Below are 21,468 nucleotides of genomic sequence, written 5' to 3' on the forward strand. Positions count from 1 at the left end.
AAGTAACCCCCTTCGGGGGTCACGCCCTCAATGCAACGCCTTGTAGATTTCCTCCGCCAGGTCGGAGGCAATGCCCTCGACCGACGCGATGTCTTCCACGCTCGCAGCAGCCACGCCCCGGATGCCGCCGAAGCGCTGCAGCAGCCGCGCACGCCGCTTCGGCCCGATGCCCGGAATGTCTTCGAGCTGGCTGCCGCCGACGCGTACCTTCGCACGCTTGGCCCGCATGCCGGTGATGGCGAAGCGGTGCGCCTCGTCGCGGATCTGGGCCACCAGCATCAACGCGGCCGAGTCCTTGCCCAGGTAGACCTTCTCGCGGCCGTCGGCGAACACGAGTTCTTCGAGTCCGACCTTGCGGCCCTCGCCCTTCTCGACCCCGACGATCAGCGACAGCGGCAGACCCAGCTCGCCAAACACTTCGCGCGCCATCGACACCTGCCCCTTGCCGCCGTCCACCAGCACCAGGTCGGGCATGCGTGCGGTCCGGGGCTTCGGCGGCGCGTCTGTGTCGTCGCTTTCGGCGTCGCCTGGAGGCAAGGCATCGGTCTCGGCCGCCATGGCCTCTGCCAGCTTGCCGTAGCGACGATGCAGCACCTGGCGCATGGCCGCATAGTCGTCGCCAGGCGTGATGCCCTCGATGTTGTAGCGGCGGTACTCGCGGTTCTGCATGGTGTGGTGCTCGAACACCACGCACGAGGCCTGCGTCGCCTCGCCCGCGGTGTGCGAGATGTCGAAGCATTCGACGCGGAAGTTGTCGAGGTCGTCCGATGCCAATTCGAGCGCATCGACCAGCGCGCGCGTGCGCGCCTGCTGCGAGCCCTCTTCGGCCAGCAGCCGGGCCAGCTGCAGCTTGGCATTGGTCTCGGCCATTTCCAGCCAGTGCCGGCGCTGCTCGTGCGGCTGGAACACCGCCGTCACGCGCGCGCCGGCCTGCTGCGAAATCGCCTCGATCAGCTCGCGGCTCACCTGCTCGCTCAGCACCAGCGTGGCCGGCACGGGCACGTCGATGTAGTGCTGCGCGATGAAGGCCTCGAGCACCTGCACTTCGATGGGGTCTGCGGCAACGGGCGGCGCATCGTCTCCATCGTCGTCAAGTTCGCCGTGATGGATCTGCGCCGCGTCTTCCACATGCACGGGAAAGTATGGCCGGTCGCCCAGGTGCCGGCCGCCGCGCACCATCGCGAGGTTCACGCAGGCCTTGCCGCCTTGCACCTTCACAGCCAGGATGTCCACGTCCTTGTCGGACGCGATCTCGATCGACTGCTGGTGCAGCACGCGCGAGATGGCCGACATCTGGTTGCGCAGTTCGGCCGCCTGCTCGAACTCGAGCTTCTCGGCGTGTGCCGTCATGCGCTGTTCGAGCTTCGAGAGCACGAGTTGCGTGTCGCCCATCAGGAAGGCTTCGGCGCTGGCCACGTCCTGCGCATAGGCCTCGGGCGCGATGTAGCCGACGCACGGCCCGCTGCAGCGCTTGATCTGGTACAGCAGGCAAGGCCGCGTGCGGTTGGCATACACGGTGTCCTCGCAGGTGCGCAGGCGAAACACCTTCTGCAGCAGCTGGATCGATTCCTTCACCGCCCAGGCGGTCGGGTACGGCCCGAAGTACCGGTGCTTCTTGTCGACCGCGCCGCGGTAGTAGGCCAGCCGGGGAAACTGGTGCGAGGCGATCTTGAGATAGGGATAGCTCTTGTCGTCGCGAAACAGGATGTTGTAGCGCGGCTTGAGCGTCTTGATCAGGTTGTTTTCGAGCAGCAGCGCCTCGGCCTCGGAGCGCACCACCGTGGTTTCCATGCGCACGATCTTCGAGATCATGTGGCCGATGCGGGTGCCGCCGTGGCTCTTCTGGAAGTAGTTGGCAACCCGCTTCTTGAGGTTGCGCGCCTTGCCCACGTAGAGCACCGCGCCCGCCGCATCGAAATAGCGGTAGACGCCGGGCAGCTGCGGCAGGGCCGCGACTTCGCTTAGCAATTGATCGGAATGCACGTCTGACATGGCGGCTATTGTGGCGCGCGGCACGCGGTGCGGCGCCCGCCTGCGCGCAAACCCCGACGTTGCTGGAATGGAATGTGCTGAAGATGGCTACGGGCGCGAGGAGCGCCCGTGGTTTTTCAACATACCTACCCGGGAAATCCACATGAACAAAAACAACAGACGCGTCTGGTGGGCGCTCTCGCCCATCGCCCTCTCGCTGGGCCTGGCGGGCTGTGGTGGCGCCTCCAGAAACGACGCCCGAGACACGGCGACGATTCTTGCAACCATCGCCGCGATCAACGCGGCCAACCAGCCGCCCGCTCCCGACAACGGCTGCCTCACCTCGGCAGGCAATTCATCCGTGGTGGTCGGCTCGGGCGACGCAGGCGACCCGGCTGCACCCGAGGCGGCGTCGGGCTATGCGCCGGGCCACAAGCTGGTGTATGCCAAGACTTACATGGTGGTGGCCAACCATCCGCTCGCCACCCGCGCCGGCTGCGACGTGCTGAAGGCCGGCGGCAGCGCCGTCGATGCGGCAGTGGCCGTGCAGGCCGTGCTGGGCCTGGTCGAGCCGCAATCCAGCGGCCTGGGCGGCGGTGCCTTCATGCTCTATTACGACGCCGCGACCAAGAAAGTGCAGGCCTACGACGGCCGCGAAACCGCGCCTGCAGCCGCCAACGAGAACTACCTGCGCTACATCGACCCGACCGGTGCCGACACCACGCCGCCCCTGCCCGGTGGCGCGCGCGCCAGCGGCCGCTCCATCGGCACGCCCGGCGCAGTGCGCATGCTCGACCTCGCCTACCAGGACCACGGCAAGCTGCCGTGGAAAGACCTGTTCGGCTACGGCATCACGCTGGCCTCCGACGGCTTCCTGATCGGCGGACGCATGGCCGCCGCCATCTCGTCGTCGGCCACGAGCCTGAAGCGCGACGCCGAAGCCACGGCCTACTTCTTCAACGCCGACGGCACGCCAAAGGCGCTGGGCACGCGGCTGCAGAACCCGGCTTACGCGAAGACGCTGACCACCATCGCCACGCAGGGCGCCAACGCCTTCTACACGGGCGACGTCGCCAAGGGCATCGTCGACAAGATCGGCATCACCACCGCCGCGAACGACGGCTCGGCCATCACGCCCGGCATGACCACGCTAACCGACCTGGCCAACTACAAGGCCAAGCGGCGCGACCCGGTCTGCGGCACCTACCGCGACTACTACGTGTGCAGCATGTCGCCGCCGTCCTCGGGCGGCATCGCGGTAGTGGCGAGCCTGGGCATTCTCGAGACCTTCAACATGGGCCTGTACAAGCCGACCGCCATCGACATCGAAGGCGGCAAGCCGACCGTGATGGGCGTGCACCTGGTGAGCGAGGCCGAGCGCCTGGCCTACGCCGACCGCGACAAGTACGTGGCCGACACCGACTTCGTCCCGCTGCCGGGCGGCTCGGTCGACACGATGATCAACAAGCCCTACCTGCAGAGCCGCGCCAGCCTCATCAGCCTGACGAAGAGCATGGGCGTCGCGCAGGCCGGCAACCTGGGCGCGGTGCCGCTGGGCTCGTTCCACATGACGCAGGGCTTCATGCTGAACAACCAGCTCACCGACTTCTCGGCCAATCCGAACGACACGGTCGACCCAAGCATCAAGGTGGCCAACCGCGTCGCGCCGGGCAAGCGCCCGCGCAGCACGATGGCGCCGACGCTGGTGTTCAAGAAGCAGAGCGACGGCAGCATGGGCGAATTCGTCATGGGCACCGGCTCGCCCGGCGGCGGCACCATCATCCAGTTCGTCGTGAAGACGGTGGTCGGCGCGCTCGACTGGGGGCTCGACGCACAGCAGGCCACCTCACTGGTCGACTTCGGCGCCTCCAACAGCGCGACCACCAACGTCGGCGGTGAGCATCCGAACATCGACGCGACGAACTCGGGCCTCAACGATCCGCTGGTCGCCGGCCTGATCGGGCTCGGTCACAAGGTGTCTGTATCGGCGCAGTCCAGCGGCGTGAGCACCGTCATCCGCACCAGCGTCGGTGGCAAGACGGTGTTGACCGGCGGCGCCGACCCGCGGCGCGAAGGCATCGTGCTGGGCGATACCTTCACGCCCTGAGGGTCTTGAAGGCGCCGCTTACTACTTCGCGAGTTCGCTGACCAGCCGATACAGGAACTCGCGGCCGTCGTACAGCCGCTGGATCTCGATTCGCTCGTCGAGTCCGTGCGCCCGCGCATCGGCCGGCTCCAGGAACATGCCGGTCACGCCGTACATCGGGATGCCCGCGTTGCGCATGAAGCGGCTGTCGGTGGCGCCGGTGCTCATGGCGGGCACCACTGGCACACCAGGCCACATCTGCTGCGTGATCGACTCCACCGTCTTCACGAGGTCGCCGTTCAGCGGCGACGCCGGGCTGCGCAGCGGCTTGCCCAGGTTGCGCACCACGATCTTGTCGTTGCCGATGGCCTGGGTCAGCAGGCGCTCCACTTCCTCGGGGTCGTCGTGCGGCAGGATGCGGCAGTTGACCGTGGCCTTGGCCGATTGCGGCAGCGCGTTCTCCGCGTGGCCGGCCTGCACCATCGTCGCGACGCAGGTGGTTCGGAACTGTGCGCTGTAGGCCGGGTTGGCCGACATGCGCTCGATGACTGCGGGATCGGGATTGCCGCTGCCCACCGCGCGCATGTCGTCGGCCAGCTGGCCGGTGGCGAACGGTGCGCTGCGCGCGAAGTAGGTCTTGGTGACGTCCGCAAGCTTCACCGGAAAGCTGAAATTGCCCAAGCGCTCCAGGCCCGCGGCCAGCGCGTAGATCGGATTGTTCTTCGTCGGCACCGAGCTGTGGCCGCCCACGTCGCGCGCCTCCAGCATGTAGGTGGTGTACATCTTCTCGGCCACCTGCATGCGGTGCAGGTTCGGCTTGCCGCCGCGCAGCTCGCCGCCTCCACCCTCGTTGATGCCGAACTCCGCCTGCAGCAGTTCGGGCTTGTTGTTGATGAGCCAGAAGGCGCCGTTGCTGAGCGCATCGCCCCGCTCCTCGTCGGCAGTCAGCGCGAGGATGATGTCGCGCTTGGGCTTGAAGCCCTCCTGCTTCAGTTGCCCCACCACGGAGACCAGTGCCGCAGCCATCGCCTTGTCGTCGATGGCGCCGCGAGCGGTGAAGTAGCCGCCGGTTTCCTGCAGCTTGAAGGGATCGGTCTTCCAGTCTTCGCGGCGGGCCTCGACCACGTCGATGTGGGCCAGCAACAGCAGCGGCTTCTTGCTGCCGTCGCCCTTGAAGCGCAGCACCAGGTTGCCCTTCTTCGGGAAGGGTTCGAAGATCTGGACGTCGCCGGGCGCGAAGCCAGCATCGACCAGGCGCTTTTCCATGGCGCGCGCCGCCACGGTGTTGTCGCCCACCGAATGGGTGGTGTTGATCTCGATCAGCTCTTTGTAGATGTCGTGAAAGCGCTGCTGCTGCGGCGTGAGCGCGGGAGCCGAAGTCTGGGCCGACGCACCGGCCATGCCGCACAAGGCCAGCGACAGGGCGAGCACGGTTCTCGCGGAACGAAAGGACAGGGGCGAGCGGCGACGGGTCTGCATCCTCATGGGTTCTCTCTCCGGTGGTGGTTGTGCCGTCAGCATAGCAAGCACGGCCAGCGGCCCGGCAGTCGAAGACAGGCACACTCGCGGCCATGCAATCCAGGCAATGGGACATCTTCTGCAAAGTCATCGACAACCATGGCGACCTCGGCGTCTGCTGGCGGCTGGCCTGCCAGCTGGCAGCGATTGGTGAACGCGCGCGGCTGTGGGTCGACGACGCATCGGCTCTGCTCTGGATGGCACCTTCGGGCCGTGACGGCGTGGAGGTGATCGACTGGCTTGATCCCGCCGCACTTCAGGCGGCCGTGGCAGGGCCGGCGCCCGATGTGCTGATCGAAGCCTTCGGCTGCGAGCCGGCGCCGGAACTGATCGCCCGCTTTGCCGAAGGGCCGGGCCTTGCATGGATCAACCTCGAATACCTGTCGGCCGAGCCGTATGTGGAACGGCTTCACGGGCTGCCTTCGCCGGTGTTCAAGGGCCCTGGCGCCGGGTTGACGAAGCGATTCTTCTATCCGGGCTTCACCCCCGCTACGGGAGGACTGCTACGGGAACCCCATCTGATGGAACGCCGGGCGCGTTTCGACCGCACGCAGTGGCTGGCTGCACAGCAGATCCCGTGGCAGAACCACGAGCGGCTGGTGTCACTCTTCTGCTACGAGCCGCCGGCGCTGGCCGCCCTGCTGGCCCGGCTGGCGGAAGGCCCAGAGCCCACGCGCCTGCTGGTGACGGCGGGCCGTGCCACGCAGGCAGTCCAGGCATGCTGTGCGAGCACGCCATTGCCCCACGGGCGCGGTGCGCTATCAATTTCATACCTTCCCCATCTCACGCAGCCCGATTTCGACCACCTGCTGTGGGCCTGCGACCTGAACTTCGTGCGCGGCGAAGATTCGCTGGTGCGCGCCCTCTGGGCCGGCGCGCCGCTGGTCTGGCAGATCTACCCGCAGGACGACGATGCCCACCACGTCAAGCTGAATGCCTGGCTGGACTGGCTCGGCGCCCCGCCCTCGCTGCGGCTTTTTCACCACGCCTGGAACGGCTTCGGTGGCGGTGCCCTGCCCGCACCGGAAACGCAGGGCCCGTGGCGCGAAACGGCCCTGGATGCCCGCACGCGGCTGCTAGCGCAGGATGATCTGGTCACGCAACTGCGGAAACTGATCGCCCAAAAAAGCTAAAATAGTGGGCTTTGCGGATTTCGGCCCGGATCTCATCGATCCGAGATGCTCTCCGCTAAACCTGCCGCGGGACCTGTACCGCGGGGCCAGACATAGCGGCAACCGTCCAAATAATCGAGACGGTCGCCGATGGCCCCGTGCACCGAGCGGCCAACATCCAGAGACCCTGTTATGAAAATCGCTCAAGAAATCCGCGCCGGCAACGTCATCATGCACGGCAAGGACCCGATGGTCGTCCTCAAGACCGAATACAGCCGCGGCGGCCGCAACTCCGCCACCGTGCGCATGAAGATGAAGAGCCTGATCGCCAACTTCAACACCGAAGTGGTCTTCAAGGCCGACGACAAGATCGACCAGATCGTGCTCGAGAAGAAGGATTGCACCTACTCCTACTTCGCCGACCCGATGTACGTCTGCATGGACGCCGACTACAACCAGTACGAAGTCGAAGCCGAAAACATGGGCGACGCCCTGAACTACCTCGAAGACGGCATGGCTGTCGAAGTGGTGTTCTACGACGGCAAGGCCATCTCGGTCGAACTGCCGACCAGCGTCGAGCGCGAAATCACCTGGACCGAACCCGCCGTCAAGGGCGATACCTCCGGCAAGGTGCTCAAGCCCGCCAAGATCGCCACCGGCTTCGAAGTGCCGGTCCCCCTCTTCGTCTCGCAAGGCGACAAGATCGAAATCGACACGCGCACCGGCGAATACCGCAAGCGCGTCTGAGTCTCGGCTTCCCCGCTGACCACACCCTCGAAAAAGGCTCCGAAAGGAGCCTTTTTTGTTTGGTGGGCATGGTGGTTGCAACGCTGCACAATCTCCAAGGTACTTCTGTCTGGTTTCCCCATGAACAACACGCACAACATTCACGACAAACGCCTGGCCGATGCCTGGGCCACGCTCCGGTCCCATGCCGACCAGGGCCTGCCGCTCGACCCCGATCCCTCGCGCATCGCCTTCGCCGACCCCGAGTTCCTGCTGCGCCGCGAGACGCGCGGCATCCGCATGCAGCTCGAGCTGATGAAGCCCGACATCGAGCAGCGCGCCCATGGCATCGAGAACACCGTGGTGGTGTTCGGCAGCGCCCGCTTTCGCAGCGAGGAAGACGCCGCCGCCATGATCGCCCAGGCCGATGCCAGCGGTGACGCAGCAGCGTCCGAGCGCTGGCGCCGGCTCGCGCGCAACTCGCACTACTACGAGAAGGCGCGCGCCTTCGGCAAGCTGGTCGCCCAGTACAGCAACGACAAGGAGCCGCAGGACAAGCTCTTCGTTTGCACCGGCGGCGGCCCCGGCATCATGCAGGCGGCCAACCGCGGCGCGCACGAGGGCGGCGGCCTCTCCGTCGGCCTGGCCATCGCGCTGCCGATGGAAGAAGAAGCCAACCCGTACGTCACGCCGGCGCTGAGCTTCAAGTTCCACTACTTCGCCATCCGCAAGATGCATTTCATGATGCGTGCGAAGGCGCTGGTGGCGTTCCCGGGCGGCTTCGGCACGCTCGACGAGCTCTTCGAGGTGATCACGCTGGTGCAGACGAAGAAGTCGAAGCCGGTGCCGATCGTGCTGTTCGGCTCGGATTACTGGAAGCGGCTGATCGACTTCGACTTCCTGGTCGAAGAGGGCGTGATCTCGCCGGGCGACGTGAAGCTCTTCGAGTACGTCGACGCGCCGGAAGACGCGTGGAGCGCAATCAAGCGCTTCTACAAGCTCTGAGTTGCGTCTGATTCAGTCGGCGCTGTCATCCTCGGCCGGATGCAGAGCCTGCTCGAGGAATCTCGTGAGCGTGCGCGCGCGGCGCTTGCGCTCCGCCTCACCGGTCTGCCCCACCGCCACCGCGTCGTCGGCCACGCCGTGCAGCGCATTGAAGAGGATCACAGCGGTGAGGGTCGCATCCTCCACGTCCCAGAAGCCGGCGGCATCGCCCTGCTTCAGCAGCCCGACCAGTTGCGTGATGACCGCGTTGTCGTTGCGCATGCGGCGGTCTTCGGGCCGGTACTCGTGGAACACTACGTCGTGCAAGGCGACGTTGTCCAGATAGGTTTCGAGCCCCGTTTCGACCCAGGCCTTCAGGCGCTCGTGGTAGTTGTCGGGCCGATGGCGGTCCATGGCCTCCTGCAGCCGCGCGCAGAAGGTGTCGACAAAGCGCTGCTGCAGTGCGCCGAGCATCGCCTCCTTCGACGGGAAGTACAGATAGAAGGTGCCTTTGGCCACCTGCGCGCCGGCCGCGATGTCGTCGATGCTGGTGGTGGCAATGCCCTTTGCGATGAAGAGACGCTCGGCGGCGTCCATCAACGCGGCGGCGCGCGTTTCGGGTGCCTTGGTGCGGCGGCGGGGCGCGGCCTCTCCCTCGGGAGATGTTGGAATCGTGACGGTGTCGCTGCTCTTGACCATCGGCTGCCTCAGGAAACGGCTGCCGCCAGGCGGGCCGAGCGGATCGCCGCACGCACAGCCGCCAGATCGAAAGGCAGGCCGCGCGGCGCCATTACGCGCTCGCCGAGCCACACCAGTGCGTCGTCGGCGTCGGCAAAGATGCTGGCGGGCACGCCGAAGAGTTTCTCGACATTCATCTTGCGCATTTTCTCGTACTGGTCGGCGGGCACCACGCTCGCCATGCCCATCATATGGCTGCGGATGTCGGCGCCGCGCTCCTGCAGCCATTGCCTGGCGCTCTGCGCGCTGCCTTCGGGGTGGGCCAGCGCATCGGCGTCGGCGAACACGCGCAGCGAGGCGAAGGGTTCGCCGCGGTCGAGCCAGCGGTTCCAGTCCTCGGTGAAGGCCTGCATGCCTTCGAGTGTCTGAAGCCCGGCCGAGACGCTGATGACGAGGGGCCATTGGCTGAGTTCGTGATGGGTCATGAAAAGCTCCTTGGAAAAAATCGAACGAAGACGCGCACGAAAGCGCACCGGCACGTATGCGGCGGGCATGGCTGGACGAAGCCTCAGGCGCGCGCGGGCAAGGCGGCGGCGCGGGGCCGCACGCTCACGAGCAGCCCCGCCGCCAGCAGGCCGGCAATGCCGGCGCAAGCCACGGCGGCGTGGAAGCCACCGGCCAGCGCGCTGGTCAGGAGGCTGTGCGCGGTGGACGCATCGAGCGAACTCAGCGCGCTCAAGTCGTGCCTGCCCACTGCCGCAGCGGCAGCCTGCCGCGCGTTGGCCAGGCCCGCCTGCCCGAGCGCATCGGCAAGCAGCGAGGTGGCGCGTGTGCTCATCAGCGTGCCGAGCAGCGCGATGCCGATCAGCATGCCGGCCTGGCGCAGCGCGTTCATCGTGGCCGAGGCCATGCCCGAACGCTGTGCCGGCACCGACGCCATCACGGCCGTGCTCGTGGCCGGCACGGCAAGGCCGGTGCCCGCGCCGAGGAACACGAACAGCAGCGCGAGCAACACATAGGACGTGTCAGCGGAGAACAGCGTCAGCAGCAGCATCGCGCCGCCGATGAGCCCGTAGCCCGCCACCATCAGCGTGTGCACGTCGAAACGTTTCGCGAGACGGCCGAACTGCGAGGCCACGACGCCGGTTGCAACGAACTGCGGCACCAGCCGCCAGCCGGTGTCACTGGGCGACCAGCCCTGCACCTGCTGCAGGAACAGCGAGAAGAAGAACAGGCTGGCGTAGGCCGAGAACCCGAGCACGAACGACGCGAAATTGGTGACCGAGAAGCGCGCATCGCGGAACAACCCGAGCGGCAGCAATGGCCGCGCCACGCGCGCCTCCACCATCAGGAACAGCGCGAGCCCGATGGCGGCCGCCACCAGTGCGCTCGCGGCCTGCACGGAACCCCAGCCATGCTCGCCGGCTGCAATCAGCCCATAGGTCAGCGCGCCCAGCCAGAGCACGCTGAGCACCTGGCCGACCGGGTCGAGCGCGGCATGCTCGGGATGCGAGCTTTCCTTGATGCCCCAAAGCCCCAGCCCCACCGTCAGCAGCCCGATCGGAATGTTGATGACGAAGATGCTCTGCCAGCCCGCATGGTCCACCAGCAGCCCGCCGAGCAACGGCCCGAGGACCAGCGACAGCGCCGAGAACGACGACCAGCCGCCGATCACCCGCGCCCGCGCGACCGGCTCCGGAAACGCATGCGCCAGCAGCGACAGCGCGCCTGGAATCATCAGCGCGCCGGCCACGCCCTGCACCGCCCTGCCCGCCAGCAGGATCGGCAGGCTGCCGGCCATCGCGCACATTGCCGAGCCGATGGTGAACACAGCCACGCCGGCCAGCCACGCGCGCTTGCGGCCGTAACGGTCGCCCAGCGGCCCCGCCGACAGCATGAAGGCAGAGAGGCACAGCGCGTAGATGTCGATCACCCACTGCAACCCGGCGAGGTCGGTGGAAAGCGCCCGCTGCAACGTGGGCAGCGCGACGTTGACGATGCTCACGTCGAGCGTGGCGATGAAGCTGCCGAGGTACACCGCGGCAACCAGCGCGAGACGGCGGCGCGGGTCGGCCGCAGCCTGAATGGGGGAGTCCATGGATGCCTTCAAGGTCGTTGAAGAAGGCGCCGATACTGACTTCAAGTCAGTAAATTGTCAACCAGATGAGAATTAATCGCATTTGAAACGTGGATTTGGCGCCCTCGCCCCATCAGACCTTGAGACCCCAGGTCGCGCGCGCACCAATGGCCACCACGCCCCCAACCACCCAGAACACGCCACCGATGCCGATCAGCGCGCCGAGCGAGCCGAACAACATCGGCATTGCCACGCTCGACGCATTGATGGTCATGAGCCGCAGGCCCAGCGCCTCGCCATGGCGGGTGTGCGGCGTGATCTGGTGGAGCATGCTCATCACCATCGGCTGCACCGCACCCAACGCAAACCCGAGCACGACCGAGCAGATGCCCATAGTCCAGGCCGAGTCCAGCAGCGGATAGATCGCGAACACCATCGCCGTGACCGCCGTCGAGCTCAGGATCACGCTGCGCTCCGATGCTCGCGACGCAATCACCGGCAGCACCACGCGGATGACCGCCGCCGCGATGGCGAAGGCGCCCAGGATCGAGCCGATCACCGAAGCGCTGATGCCCCGGTCGTGCCCCAGCACCGGCAGCACGAAGGCGTGTACGTCCCAGCTCGACGACTGCAGCCAGTTCACGAACAGCAGGCGGCGGAACATCGGCTCGCGCAGCAAGTCCCAGGCGCGCGTCGGCTTGGCGCCCGCCACGGGGGCGGTGGGCGGCGGCTCGTGCGCGCCGCGTGCGAGCATCCAGCAGAGGATGGGTAGCGCCGCCATCACGGCGAAGCAGATGCGGAACGCGAGCATGTCCGCAGGCGCACGGCCCGCATGGTCGATCAGCATGCCGGCCAGGAACGGCCCCACGAAATTGGCCACGGCCGGCGCGATGGCGAGCCAGCTGAAAACGCGCTTGAGCTGTGTCGGGTCGGTGGCCGAGCGCCCCACGTGCCGCTGCAGCGCGATGACGGTCGCTCCCGTGGCGCCGCCGGTCAGCAGGGCCGCGACGCACATCACCGGAAAGATCGGGAAGATCACCACCAGCCCCGCGCCGACAACCGCCGCGATGACAGACAGCCACAGCGGCCGCTTGAAGCCGTATCGATCGGCAAAACGCCCTGCCGGCAAGGCGAGAAAAACCTGGGTCAGCGCGAACAGCGAGATCAGCACGCCGACCGCCAGCGCGCTGTACCCCTGTTGAAGTGCCAGCAGCGGCGTGGCGAGCCGCATGCCGGCCATGGTGGCGTGCAGGCACACCTGGGCGCCGATGACACGCAACAGTTCGGAGCCTTTCACGGGGTGTCTTCGCCCTCGCTGTCGGATTCGGCGTCAGTGCCAGCCGTGGGCGGCAGCAGCGCCTGGGCCTGCGCCTCGGGCAGCGCCTCGACCTTGCGCAGCGCCAGGCGCATCTGCCGGGCGCGCGTATCGGCCTTGTCGAGCGTGTCCGAGGCCTTGGCCACCTGCTCCTTGATGCGCGCGACCCATTCGCCATAGCGCTCGAACTCGGTCTTCACCGCGCCCAGCACTTTCCAGACCTCGGACGCCTGCCGCTCCAGCGCCAGGGTGCGAAAGCCCATGTGCAGGCTGTTGAGCATCGCGAGCAAGGTGGTCGGGCCGGCCAGCGTCACGCGATGCTGGCGCTGCACCGCATCCATCAGGCCGGGCCGGCGCAGCACCTCGGCGTAGAGGCTTTCGACGGGCAGGAAGAGGATGGCGAAGTCGGTGGTGTGCGGGGCCGCGAGGTAGTTGTCGGCAATCGACTTGGCCTCGGTGCGGATGCGCGCTTCGAGCGCCTTGGCAGCCAGCTCGGCGCCCCCGGCATCGGCTCGTTCGTGCGCATCGATGAGCCGCTCGTAGTCGTCGCGCGGGAACTTGGCGTCGATGGGCAGCCACACCGGCGCGCCGTCATCGCCGCGGCCCGGAAAGCGGATCGCGAAGTCAACGCGCTGCCCGCTGCGCGGCTTGGTCTCTATCTGCTTGGCGTACTGGTCGGGCGTGAGCACCTGTTCGAGCAGCGCTTCGAGCTGCACCTCGCCGAAGATGCCACGCGTCTTCACGTTGGTCAGCACGCGCTGCAGGCTGCCGACGCCCACGGCCAGCGTCTGCATTTCGCCAAGGCCCTTGTGCACCTGCTCGAGCCGGTCGGCCACCTGCTTGAAGCTTTCGCCAAGGCGCGCTTCGAGCGTGCTCTGCAGCTTCTCGTCGACGGTCTTGCGCATCTCGTCGAGCTTGGCTGCGTTGGTCTGCTGCAGCTGCGCGAGCTGCGTTTCCATCGTCTCGCGCACTTCCGACAGGCGCCGTGCGTTCGATTCGCTCAGGCCCTGCAGCTGGGTGTTGAGCGTGTCGGCCAGCGTCTTCTGCAGTGACGCGAGCTGCAGCGAGAAGGCATCGAGTTGCGCGTTCTGCGTGCGCGTGGCCTCGGCGCCCTGCTGCACCAGCGCCTGCTGGAAGGTGGCGAAGGCCTGTGCGGTTTCCTGCCGCGCACCGCGCGAGCTTTCGCCGATGTCGTTGCGCAGCTCGCGCTCGGTGCGTTCGTTGGCCGAGCCCAGCGCGGCCAGCACGCGCAGCAGGTCGCTGTGGTCGGCCGGGGCTTGCTGGCGGGCCAGCAGCCAGATCACCAGCACGAGCTGGATGACCGCGAGTACGGCCAGTGCAATAAGAACCAGTGAAGTGTCCAAGGTTGCGGTATCGCCTCTGCCTATTTGCCGGGCACTGGCGTCACGGGCGTCAGCGGCCCTTTGCCGCCGAAGTACGCGATGAGGTTGTCGGCAGCAAGGTCGGCCATGGCGCGGCGCGTGGGCACGGTGGCGCTGGCGATGTGCGGTGTCAGCACCACGTTGGGCACGGTCAGCAGGTCAGGGTGGACCTTGGGCTCACCCTCGAACACGTCGAGGCCAGCGGCGGCAATGCGCTTTTCGCGCAGGGCCACGGCCAGGGCCGCGTCGTCGACGATGCCGCCGCGCGCGATGTTGACGAGCGTGGCGGTCGGCTTCATCAGCGCGATCTCGGCCGCACCGATGGTGTGATGCGAAGCCGGCGAGTAAGGCACCACCAGCACCACGTGGTCGGCCGTCTTGAGCAGCTCTTCCTTGCTCACGTAGCTGGCCTTGCATTCGGCTTCGAGCGCCGCGTCGAGCTTCGAGCGGTTGTGATAGATCACCTTCATGCCGAAGCCGTGCGCGCCGCGCTTGGCAATGCCCTGCCCGATGCGGCCCATGCCGATGATGCCCAGCGTCGAGCCGTGGATGTCGGAGCCCGCGAACATGTCGAAGCTCCACTTCTGCCACTTGCCCGCGCGCAGGAAGTGTTCGCTCTCGGTGATGCGGCGTGCCGTGGCCATCAGCAGTGCAAAGCCGAAGTCGGCGGTGGTCTCGGTCAGCACGTCGGGCGCGTTGGTGCCGAGCACGCCGTGCGCGGCCATGGCATCGACGTCGAAGTTGTTGTAGCCCACGGCCATGTTGGCGCAGATCTTCAGGTCGGGGCAGGCGTCGAGCACGGCGGCGTCGATGCGCTCGCTGCCGGTGGTGAAGGCGCCCTGCTTGCCCTGCAGTTTGGCAATCAGCTGTTCCTTGCTCCAGCTCTCGTCCGACTGGTTCGACTCGACCTCGAAATGCTGCGACAGGCGTTCGATGGTCTCGGGAAAGATCGCGCGCGCGACCAGGATCTTGGGCTTGCTCATGATGTTGTCTCTCTGCGAAGGAAGGTCAGCGGAAGAAGATGAAGGTGCAAATGACGAACAGCGGAACCAATATGGCCACCGACCACGCCATGTAGCCGAAGAAGCTCGGCATGCGCACGCCGCGGCTCTCGGCGATGGCCTTGACCATCAGGTTGGGCGCGTTGCCGATGTAGGTGTTGGCGCCCATGAACACTGCGCCAGCCGAAATGGCAGCCAGCGTGGAGGCGTAGGTGGTCATCAGCGCCGCCGGGTCTCCGCCCGCGGTGTTGAAGAACACCAGGTAAGTCGGAGCGTTATCGAGGAAGGAGCTCAGCACGCCGGTGGCCCAGAAGTACATCGCCGGATCGGGCTGGCCGTCGGCGCGCGTCACGGCCGAGACGATGGCACCGAACGGGCCCTGCGTGCCGGCCTTGAGCATCGCGATCACCGGGATGATGGTCAGGAAGATTCCTGCGAACAGCTTGGCCACTTCGGCCATGGGCTCCCACTCGAACTGGTTGTCGGCGTGCACCTTGGGCGCGGTGAGTTTGTACGAGACCACCGCGATCAACGCCAGCCCCACGTCGCGCACCAGCCCCGGCAGGCCGACCTCGGTGCCGAACACGTCGAAGGCCACGGGTGATTTCCAGAAGCCGCTGAGCAGCACCAGCGCGACCACGCCGCCCAGGAGCCAGAAGTTGGCAGCGCCGTCGAAGCCGATGCCGGGCGTGTCGGGGGTCGGATCGACCGGCATCACGCCTTCCTTACGGTAGTAGTGGCGGTCGATGGCATAGAACAGCGCCAGCAGCACGCCGAGGATGAACAAGGTTTCAGGCAGGATGTTCTGCGCGGTCCAGAAGAAGCCCACGCCCTTCAGGAAACCCAGGAACAGCGGCGGATCGCCCAGCGGCGTAAGCGCACCGCCCGCGTTCGACACGATGAAGATGAAGAACACGATCACATGCACCTTGTGCACGCGGTTGTCGTTGGCGCGGATCAGCGGCCGTATCAGCAGCATCGATGCGCCCGTGGTGCCCATGAAGCTCGCAAGCACCGCGCCGATGGCGAGGATCGCCGTGTTGAGGCCGGGTGCGCCATGCAGGTTGCCGCGAATGTGGATGCCGCCCGCCACGGTGAACAACGCCGTCAGCAGGATGATGAACGGGATGTACTCGGCCACCAGCGCATGCACGAGTTGAACACCGGCAAGCTGTACGCCGAAGGCCGCGGCAAAGGGCAGCAGGAATGCCAGCGCCCAGGCGGCAGAGATCTTGCCGTAGTGGTGGTGCCAGAACGCAGGCGCGAGCAGCGGAAACAGCGCGATCGACAACAGGATGCCGGCAAACGGCACGCCCCACAGCGGCGAGAGGCTGCCACCGTCGAAGTCGGCGGCCGAGGCCAGGGCGGGAAGAAAAAGCAGCGGCAGCGACACCGCGGCCGCCTTCAGTCGAATCGTTTTTTGCATGGGGGGCTGTACCGTACCAGACAGGTCAGTACAGCCTTCAAGCCGGAGGTTGTTCGATTTCGAACACCTGGCGCAGGTACGCCAGGTATTTTTCGTCCTCGCACATGTTCTTGGACGGCGTGTCCGACAGCTTGGCCACCGGCTGGTCGTTACAGTGGATCATCTTGATGACGATCTGCAGCGGCTCGTAGCCCAGGTCGTTGGTGAGGTTGGTGCCGATGCCGAAGGCCAGCTGGCAGCGGCCGCGGAACTGCTGGTACAGCTCGATGGTGCGCGGCACCGTGAGGCCGTCGCTGAAGATCAGCGTCTTGGTGCGCGGGTCGACCCGGTTGGCGATGTAGTGCGCCAGCATGCGCTCGCCCCACTGGAACGGGTCGCCGCTGTCGTGCCGCGCGCCGTCGAAGAGCTTGCAGAAGTACAGGTCGAAGTCGCGCAGGAAGGCGCTCATGCCGTACACGTCGGACAGTGCGATGCCCAGGTCGCCGCGGTACTCGCGCGCCCAGCTCTCGAAACCGAAGATCTGGCTGTCGCGCAGCCGCGGGCCGAGCGCCTGGCAGGCCTGCAGGTATTCGTGGGCCATGGTGCCCAGCGGGATCAGGCCGAGCTTCATGGCGTACAGCACGTTGCTGGTGCCCGCGAGCTGCGGCAGCCGCGTGCCGGGCGGTGCCTGCACCGGCGGCGAGGTGACGGCGCCGAGACGGGCGGTGAGAGTGCGCAGCACCTCTTCGTGCCAGTCCTTCGAGAAGCGGCGGCGCGTGCCGTAGTCGGCGATCTTCAGGTCGGCGAGGCCAGCGTCCTGCAGCTGCGCGATCTTGGTTTCGAGACGGCGGCGGCCTTCGGCGATGTCGGGCTTCTTCTGCGTGTTGCGGAAGTAGACCTCGTTGACGATGGCCAGCACCGGGATCTCGAACAGGATGGTGTGCAGCCATGGCCCCTTGATGCGGATCTCGAGCTCGCCCGAGGGCTGGGGAATGATGTTGATGTACTTCTCGTTGAGCCGGAAGAGCCCGAGGAAGTCGACGAAGTCGCTCTTGATGAAGCGCATCGAGCGCAGGTAGGACAGCTCGGCATCGCGGAACTGCAGCGAACAGAGGCTGCGCACCTCGTCGCGGATCTGGCCCGCGAACTGGGCCAGGTCGACACCGGGGTTGCGGCACTTGAAGCGGTACTCGACCCGGGCCCCCGGGAAGTGATGCAGGACCACCTGCATCATCGTGAACTTGTAGAGGTCGGTGTCGAGCAGGCTGTGAATGATCATGGTGCTGGGCGCGGTGTCTCAAACTTTTCGGCGGCCGTTCGATTATCACGGGGCGCGTCGGCCTCTGCCTACGGGGCCTGAACAGCACGTCCTACCGGGAGGGTGAATCAGCCCCGCGACAGTGATTTCACGGCGGCGAACACAGCCCGTCGAATCAACTGTCTCAAAGGAGATTCGCATGAACAAGGACACCATCGAAGGCAACTGGAAACAGCTCAAGGGCAAGGTCAAGGAGCAATGGGGGAAGCTGACGGACGACGACTTCGACGTCATCGCCGGCAAGCGCGACCAGCTGCTCGGCCGCATCCAGGAACGCCACGGCATCAGCCGCGAGGAAGCCGAAAAGCAGGTCAAGGACTGGGAATCGCGCGACGGCCGCTCGCCGGACGCGCTCTGGTTCGAACGCTACTGAGCGCTGAGCGCCCCCTCGATTTCATCAACTCCCCGAAGGAAAACAACCATGAAAAAGCACCTCCTCATGCTGGCTCTCGCCTCCACCTGCTTCGTGGCCACGCAGGCCAGCGCCATGACCAAGGACGAATACAAGGTCGCCAAGGAAAAGATCGAGGCCGACTACAAGGTCGCCAAGGCCCAGTGCGACACGATGAAGGACAACGCCAAGGACGTCTGCCAGAAGGAAGCCAAGGGCAAGGAAGACGTTGCCAAGGCGGAGCTCGAGCAGCAGTACCAGCCGAGCGACAGCCACGCCCGCAACGTGGCTGAAGAGAAGGTGAAGGCCGCCTACGAAGTCGCGAAGGAAAAGTGCGACGACCAGAAGGGCGAAGCCAAGACCGCATGCGTGAAGCAGGCCAAGGCGGATGAAGCCCAAGGCAAGGCCGACATCAAGGCCATGAAGAAGGCCATGTAAGGTCTTCGCGGCGGGCGGCCTCGGTTGCTCAGGTCAGTTCCTGAGCGAATCGACCACCCGCTGCAGCGCCTCGGGCAGCGCCACCGGCCGCTGCGTGGCGCGGTCCACGTAGACGTGGACGAAGTGGCCTTGCGCCGCGGCGGTGTCTGCCCCCTCGGCGAACAACGCAATCTCGTATCGCACGCTCGATCGGCCCGCCTGGGCCACCCGGATGCCCGCTTCCACCGTCTGCGGGAACGCGATCGGCGCAAAGTAGTTGCACTGCGTCTCCACCACGAAGCCGATGACCTGGCCCTGGTGGATGTCGAGCGCGCCGCGCTCGATCAGCAAAGCATTCACCGCCGTATCGAACCAGCTGTAATAGACGACGTTGTTGACGTGGCCGTACATGTCGTTGTCGGCCCAGCGCGTCGGGATGCTGCGGAACGCGCTGTAGCTGCTGCGTACGTGCGGGGTGGGTTTGGTGGGTGCGCTGCTCATCGCGCGGCATTTTGCCAGCGGCCGTTGCCGTCGAAGGCGGCTTTGGACTTGAACGGGCCCGCCCGGCGGCCGAATTTAGAAGACGGCTTCTAAATTGCTGCAGGGCAGCAAAAACCCCTTGATCGCAAAACTCAGCTGCCTATACTTGAGGCCATGCTGCACCGCAACATAGACGGCGAGACAGCGCAACGTGAACCGACCACTCAATCATCCCTTCTGGAGATCCCAAATGGCCCTGACCGCTGACCAAATCCTCGCCGCCCAAAAAGCAAACCTCGAAACCCTGTTCGGCCTGACCACCAAGGCTTTCGAAGGCGTCGAGAAGCTCGTCGAACTGAACGTGACCGCTTCGAAGGCCGCCCTGGCCGAAGCCCAGAACACCGCCCAGGCTGCCCTGAGCGTCAAGGACGCACAAGAACTGCTGACGCTGCAAGCCAGCCTGTTCCAGCCCCTGGCTGAAAAGACCGCTGCCTACAGCCGTCACCTGTACGACATCGCCCAAGGCACCGGCGCCGAGTTCTCCAAGGCTTTCGAAGCCAAGGCTGCTGAAGCCCAGCAAGCCTTCGTCGGCCTGGTCGACAGCGCTTCCAAGAACGCCCCCGCCGGTTCGGAAACCGCCGTTGCCGTGCTGAAGAGCGCCGTGGCTGCCGCCAACAACGCTTTCGAATCGGTTCAAAAGGCCGTCAAGCAAGCGTCGGACGTCGCCGAAGCCAACTTCAACGCCGTGTCGACCCAAGCCGTTGCCGCCGCGAAGACCGCGACCGCTTCGCGCAAGCGCTAAGCCGCCGACCACCACCAGTTGTCTCCTTGGGTCCTCACGGATCCAATTCAGGGCCTCATCCTCGGATGAGGCCTTTTTTTTGGCCTGGCGGGGCGTCTTCGATAATGCCGGTCTCATCCAGGAGACTTCAATGCAGATCGATGGCAAGGTTTTTATCGTGACCGGTGGCGCTTCGGGCCTCGGCGAAGGCACGGCGCGCATGCTGGCCGCCAACGGCGCCAAGGTGGTGATCGCCGACATGCAGGCTGACAAGGGCGAAGCCGTTGCAAAGGAAATTGGCGGCGTGCTCGTCAAGTGCGACGTGAGCCAGGAAGCCGACGGCCAGGCGGCCGTGGCCGCCGCACTCAAGCTTGGCAAGCTGGTCGGCCTCGTCAACTGCGCTGGCATTGCGCCGGCCGAGAAGACGGTGGGCAAGAATGGCCCGCACGCGCTGGCCGTGTTCAGCAAGACCGTCACGGTCAACCTGATCGGCAGCTTCAACATGATCCGGCTCGCGGCCGACGCCATGGGCAAGAACGAGCCCGAAGCCACGGGCGAGCGCGGCGTGCTGATTTCCACCGCCTCTGTCGCAGCCTACGACGGGCAGATCGGCCAAGCGGCCTACAGCGCCTCGAAGGGCGGCGTGGTCGGCATGACGCTGCCCATCGCCCGCGACCTCGCGCGCAGCGGCATCCGCAACATGACCATCGCCCCCGGCATCTTCGGCACGCCCATGCTGTTCGGCATGCCTCAGGAAGTGCAGGACGCGCTGGCCGCCAGCGTGCCCTTCCCTTCCCGCCTGGGCACGCCCGAGGACTACGCCAAGCTGGCGAAGCACATCATCGAGAACGACATGCTCAACGGCGAGGTGATTCGCCTGGACGGAGCGATTCGATTGGCTCCCCGCTGACCTCGGAAGCCGGCGGCTTCGCGCTGCCGGTGCGGTCCAGGCGCTCGTAGTTCGCGATCACCTGGGCCCCGAGCAGCACCAGCGTGGCGGCGATCTCCAGGCTCAGCAGCACCACGATGGCCGTGGTGAGCGAACCGTAGACCACGTTCACCTGCGACAAGGTCGAGAAGTACCAGATCAGCACGCGCCGCGTGGCCTCCCACAGCAGCGCGGCCGTCACGCCGCCCAGCAGCGCATGGCGCAGCGACATGCGCCCGGCCGGCATCACGAGGTAGAGCGAGGTCAGCATGAAGATCTCGCCGCCCAGCCCCAGCAGGTACAGCAGCAGCCCCGAAACGCCCGACAGCGACCAGCTGCGCCCCAGCAGGTCGACGCTTTCCCGTCCCACCAGCTGCAACGCGCCCGACACTAGCGTAACCAGCAGCAGCCCCACGCACAGGCACAGGATGTAGATGTAGGGCATGGCCACCGACACCAGGAAGTGGCGCTTGTGGTCAGCCCTGCGGTGGTGAAAGATCACCGCCATGGCGCTTTCGAGCACGCTGAAGGCCAGCGAGCTGAAGAAAAGCATCGTCACCAGCAGCACCGGCCCCAGCACGTCGCGGTGGTCCAGGAAGCTCGACAGTTCGGCCACGATGGCTTTCGACTGCCCCGGCAGCAGCCAGCCCAGGTACTGTCCGATGGTGCGCAGCAGTTCGGCCTGCTCGATGACGTGCGACAGCGCGATCACGCTCACGATCAGCAGCGGCACGATGGAAAGCAGCGCGTAGTACGCCACCGCCCCTGCGAGCAGCAGCCCCTGGTTGGCGCGAAATTCCTTGAGCGCATCCCAGGCGAATCTCAGGGGGTGGCGCAGCAGCGGCGCGATGTGTTGCAGGGGTTTGGGCGTCGTCATGCATGGATTCCGGTCGCTTTC

The 21,468-nt window shown here is 66.2% G+C and carries 20 protein-coding genes; 8 read left to right on the top strand and 12 right to left on the bottom strand.

The window, feature by feature from the left end; genetic code table 11:
* Nucleotides 1-27: 27 nt before the first annotated feature.
* Nucleotides 28-1,992, bottom strand: a complete 1,965-nt coding sequence (gene uvrC, locus AC07O3_RS18355; RefSeq protein WP_093051205.1) for an excinuclease ABC subunit UvrC — start codon at nucleotides 1,990-1,992, stop codon at nucleotides 28-30.
* Nucleotides 1,993-2,134: 142 nt separating this feature from the next.
* Between uvrC and AC07O3_RS18360 the strand changes: the two genes are divergently transcribed.
* Nucleotides 2,135-4,078, top strand: coding sequence for a gamma-glutamyltransferase family protein (locus AC07O3_RS18360; RefSeq protein ID WP_495339985.1), 1,944 nt, complete (start codon nucleotides 2,135-2,137; stop codon nucleotides 4,076-4,078).
* A gap of 21 nt (nucleotides 4,079-4,099) precedes the next feature.
* Here AC07O3_RS18360 and AC07O3_RS18365 read toward each other — a convergent pair whose 3' ends face one another.
* The gene (locus AC07O3_RS18365; RefSeq protein ID WP_093051210.1) at nucleotides 4,100-5,542 is read right to left on the bottom strand and encodes a M20/M25/M40 family metallo-hydrolase; all 1,443 of its coding nucleotides are present in this window, start codon (nucleotides 5,540-5,542) and stop codon (nucleotides 4,100-4,102) included.
* 86 nt (nucleotides 5,543-5,628) lie between these two features.
* Between AC07O3_RS18365 and earP the strand changes: the two genes are divergently transcribed.
* The 3 genes from earP to AC07O3_RS18380 all read left to right on the top strand — a co-directional run bounded on the left by earP (nucleotide 5,629) and on the right by AC07O3_RS18380 (nucleotide 8,418).
* Nucleotides 5,629-6,708 (top strand): elongation factor P maturation arginine rhamnosyltransferase EarP, encoded by a 1,080-nt coding sequence (gene earP / locus AC07O3_RS18370; RefSeq protein ID WP_495339986.1) that lies wholly within the window; start codon nucleotides 5,629-5,631, stop codon nucleotides 6,706-6,708.
* 171 nt (nucleotides 6,709-6,879) lie between these two features.
* Nucleotides 6,880-7,434, top strand: a complete 555-nt coding sequence (gene efp, locus AC07O3_RS18375) for an elongation factor P (RefSeq protein ID WP_007830687.1) — start codon at nucleotides 6,880-6,882, stop codon at nucleotides 7,432-7,434.
* Between the two features lie 120 nt (nucleotides 7,435-7,554).
* Complete coding sequence (locus tag AC07O3_RS18380) at nucleotides 7,555-8,418, top strand: LOG family protein (RefSeq protein WP_093051216.1); 864 nt, start codon at nucleotides 7,555-7,557, stop codon at nucleotides 8,416-8,418.
* 12 nt (nucleotides 8,419-8,430) lie between these two features.
* Here the strand turns inward: AC07O3_RS18380 and AC07O3_RS18385 are convergent, their stop codons facing one another.
* The 8 genes from AC07O3_RS18385 to pncB all read right to left on the bottom strand — a co-directional run bounded on the left by AC07O3_RS18385 (nucleotide 8,431) and on the right by pncB (nucleotide 17,534).
* Entirely contained in the window at nucleotides 8,431-9,096 is a 666-nt protein-coding gene (locus tag AC07O3_RS18385; RefSeq protein WP_440531992.1) for a TetR/AcrR family transcriptional regulator, read from the bottom strand.
* Between the two features lie 8 nt (nucleotides 9,097-9,104).
* Nucleotides 9,105-9,560: a hypothetical protein gene (locus AC07O3_RS18390; RefSeq protein WP_093051851.1), complete on the bottom strand. Its 456-nt coding sequence runs from the start codon at nucleotides 9,558-9,560 to the stop codon at nucleotides 9,105-9,107.
* A gap of 83 nt (nucleotides 9,561-9,643) precedes the next feature.
* Complete coding sequence (locus tag AC07O3_RS18395) at nucleotides 9,644-11,173, bottom strand: MFS transporter (RefSeq protein WP_495339987.1); 1,530 nt, start codon at nucleotides 11,171-11,173, stop codon at nucleotides 9,644-9,646.
* A gap of 112 nt (nucleotides 11,174-11,285) precedes the next feature.
* Nucleotides 11,286-12,449 (bottom strand): MFS transporter, encoded by a 1,164-nt coding sequence (locus AC07O3_RS18400; protein WP_093077717.1) that lies wholly within the window; start codon nucleotides 12,447-12,449, stop codon nucleotides 11,286-11,288.
* Nucleotides 12,446-13,831, bottom strand: a complete 1,386-nt coding sequence (locus AC07O3_RS18405) for a DNA recombination protein RmuC (protein ID WP_093077718.1) — start codon at nucleotides 13,829-13,831, stop codon at nucleotides 12,446-12,448. Before AC07O3_RS18405 ends, AC07O3_RS18400 begins: the two co-directional genes overlap by 4 nt.
* A 20-nt stretch (nucleotides 13,832-13,851) precedes the next feature.
* Nucleotides 13,852-14,832, bottom strand: coding sequence for a 2-hydroxyacid dehydrogenase (locus tag AC07O3_RS18410; protein ID WP_489013486.1), 981 nt, complete (start codon nucleotides 14,830-14,832; stop codon nucleotides 13,852-13,854).
* 25 nt (nucleotides 14,833-14,857) lie between these two features.
* Nucleotides 14,858-16,276: a sodium:proton antiporter gene (locus AC07O3_RS18415; RefSeq protein WP_093051233.1), complete on the bottom strand. Its 1,419-nt coding sequence runs from the start codon at nucleotides 16,274-16,276 to the stop codon at nucleotides 14,858-14,860.
* Between the two features lie 37 nt (nucleotides 16,277-16,313).
* Nucleotides 16,314-17,534 (bottom strand): nicotinate phosphoribosyltransferase, encoded by a 1,221-nt coding sequence (pncB, locus tag AC07O3_RS18420; protein ID WP_093051236.1) that lies wholly within the window; start codon nucleotides 17,532-17,534, stop codon nucleotides 16,314-16,316.
* A gap of 178 nt (nucleotides 17,535-17,712) precedes the next feature.
* Between pncB and AC07O3_RS18425 the strand changes: the two genes are divergently transcribed.
* A complete protein-coding gene (locus AC07O3_RS18425) occupies nucleotides 17,713-17,946 on the top strand; it encodes a CsbD family protein (protein WP_093051239.1) in 234 nt (77 codons plus the stop codon).
* Between the two features lie 48 nt (nucleotides 17,947-17,994).
* Nucleotides 17,995-18,402, top strand: coding sequence for a hypothetical protein (locus AC07O3_RS18430; protein ID WP_093051242.1), 408 nt, complete (start codon nucleotides 17,995-17,997; stop codon nucleotides 18,400-18,402).
* A gap of 33 nt (nucleotides 18,403-18,435) precedes the next feature.
* On the opposite strand, the gene AC07O3_RS18435 is transcribed toward AC07O3_RS18430, so the two are convergent.
* Nucleotides 18,436-18,882: an acyl-CoA thioesterase gene (locus tag AC07O3_RS18435; protein WP_093051245.1), complete on the bottom strand. Its 447-nt coding sequence runs from the start codon at nucleotides 18,880-18,882 to the stop codon at nucleotides 18,436-18,438.
* Between the two features lie 229 nt (nucleotides 18,883-19,111).
* Between AC07O3_RS18435 and AC07O3_RS18440 the strand changes: the two genes are divergently transcribed.
* Together AC07O3_RS18440 and AC07O3_RS18445 are read left to right on the top strand one after the other, a co-directional pair.
* Complete coding sequence (locus AC07O3_RS18440) at nucleotides 19,112-19,663, top strand: phasin family protein (protein ID WP_093077725.1); 552 nt, start codon at nucleotides 19,112-19,114, stop codon at nucleotides 19,661-19,663.
* 130 nt (nucleotides 19,664-19,793) lie between these two features.
* Entirely contained in the window at nucleotides 19,794-20,552 is a 759-nt protein-coding gene (locus AC07O3_RS18445; RefSeq protein ID WP_354337767.1) for a 3-hydroxyacyl-CoA dehydrogenase, read from the top strand.
* On the opposite strand, the gene AC07O3_RS18450 is transcribed toward AC07O3_RS18445, so the two are convergent.
* Nucleotides 20,500-21,447 (bottom strand): YihY/virulence factor BrkB family protein, encoded by a 948-nt coding sequence (locus AC07O3_RS18450; protein ID WP_307615021.1) that lies wholly within the window; start codon nucleotides 21,445-21,447, stop codon nucleotides 20,500-20,502. The genes AC07O3_RS18445 and AC07O3_RS18450 overlap by 53 nt on opposite strands.
* Nucleotides 21,448-21,468 lie beyond the last annotated feature (21 nt).

It is taken from the genome of Variovorax sp. GW821-FHT09D05 (assembly GCF_059416325.1).

Coding starts and splice junctions, on each gene's coding strand:
- uvrC (WP_093051205.1), bottom strand. CDS start 1,992: ATGTCAGACGTGCATTCCGATCAATTGCTAAGCGAAGTCGCGGCCCTG.
- AC07O3_RS18360 (WP_495339985.1), top strand. CDS start 2,135: ATGAACAAAAACAACAGACGCGTCTGGTGGGCGCTCTCGCCCATCGCC.
- AC07O3_RS18365 (WP_093051210.1), bottom strand. CDS start 5,542: ATGAGGATGCAGACCCGTCGCCGCTCGCCCCTGTCCTTTCGTTCCGCG.
- earP (WP_495339986.1), top strand. CDS start 5,629: ATGCAATCCAGGCAATGGGACATCTTCTGCAAAGTCATCGACAACCAT.
- efp (WP_007830687.1), top strand. CDS start 6,880: ATGAAAATCGCTCAAGAAATCCGCGCCGGCAACGTCATCATGCACGGC.
- AC07O3_RS18380 (WP_093051216.1), top strand. CDS start 7,555: ATGAACAACACGCACAACATTCACGACAAACGCCTGGCCGATGCCTGG.
- AC07O3_RS18385 (WP_440531992.1), bottom strand. CDS start 9,096: ATGGTCAAGAGCAGCGACACCGTCACGATTCCAACATCTCCCGAGGGA.
- AC07O3_RS18390 (WP_093051851.1), bottom strand. CDS start 9,560: ATGACCCATCACGAACTCAGCCAATGGCCCCTCGTCATCAGCGTCTCG.
- AC07O3_RS18395 (WP_495339987.1), bottom strand. CDS start 11,173: ATGGACTCCCCCATTCAGGCTGCGGCCGACCCGCGCCGCCGTCTCGCG.
- AC07O3_RS18410 (WP_489013486.1), bottom strand. CDS start 14,832: ATGAGCAAGCCCAAGATCCTGGTCGCGCGCGCGATCTTTCCCGAGACC.
- AC07O3_RS18415 (WP_093051233.1), bottom strand. CDS start 16,276: ATGCAAAAAACGATTCGACTGAAGGCGGCCGCGGTGTCGCTGCCGCTG.
- pncB (WP_093051236.1), bottom strand. CDS start 17,534: ATGATCATTCACAGCCTGCTCGACACCGACCTCTACAAGTTCACGATG.
- AC07O3_RS18425 (WP_093051239.1), top strand. CDS start 17,713: ATGAACAAGGACACCATCGAAGGCAACTGGAAACAGCTCAAGGGCAAG.
- AC07O3_RS18430 (WP_093051242.1), top strand. CDS start 17,995: ATGAAAAAGCACCTCCTCATGCTGGCTCTCGCCTCCACCTGCTTCGTG.
- AC07O3_RS18435 (WP_093051245.1), bottom strand. CDS start 18,882: ATGAGCAGCGCACCCACCAAACCCACCCCGCACGTACGCAGCAGCTAC.
- AC07O3_RS18440 (WP_093077725.1), top strand. CDS start 19,112: ATGGCCCTGACCGCTGACCAAATCCTCGCCGCCCAAAAAGCAAACCTC.
- AC07O3_RS18445 (WP_354337767.1), top strand. CDS start 19,794: ATGCAGATCGATGGCAAGGTTTTTATCGTGACCGGTGGCGCTTCGGGC.
- AC07O3_RS18450 (WP_307615021.1), bottom strand. CDS start 21,447: ATGACGACGCCCAAACCCCTGCAACACATCGCGCCGCTGCTGCGCCAC.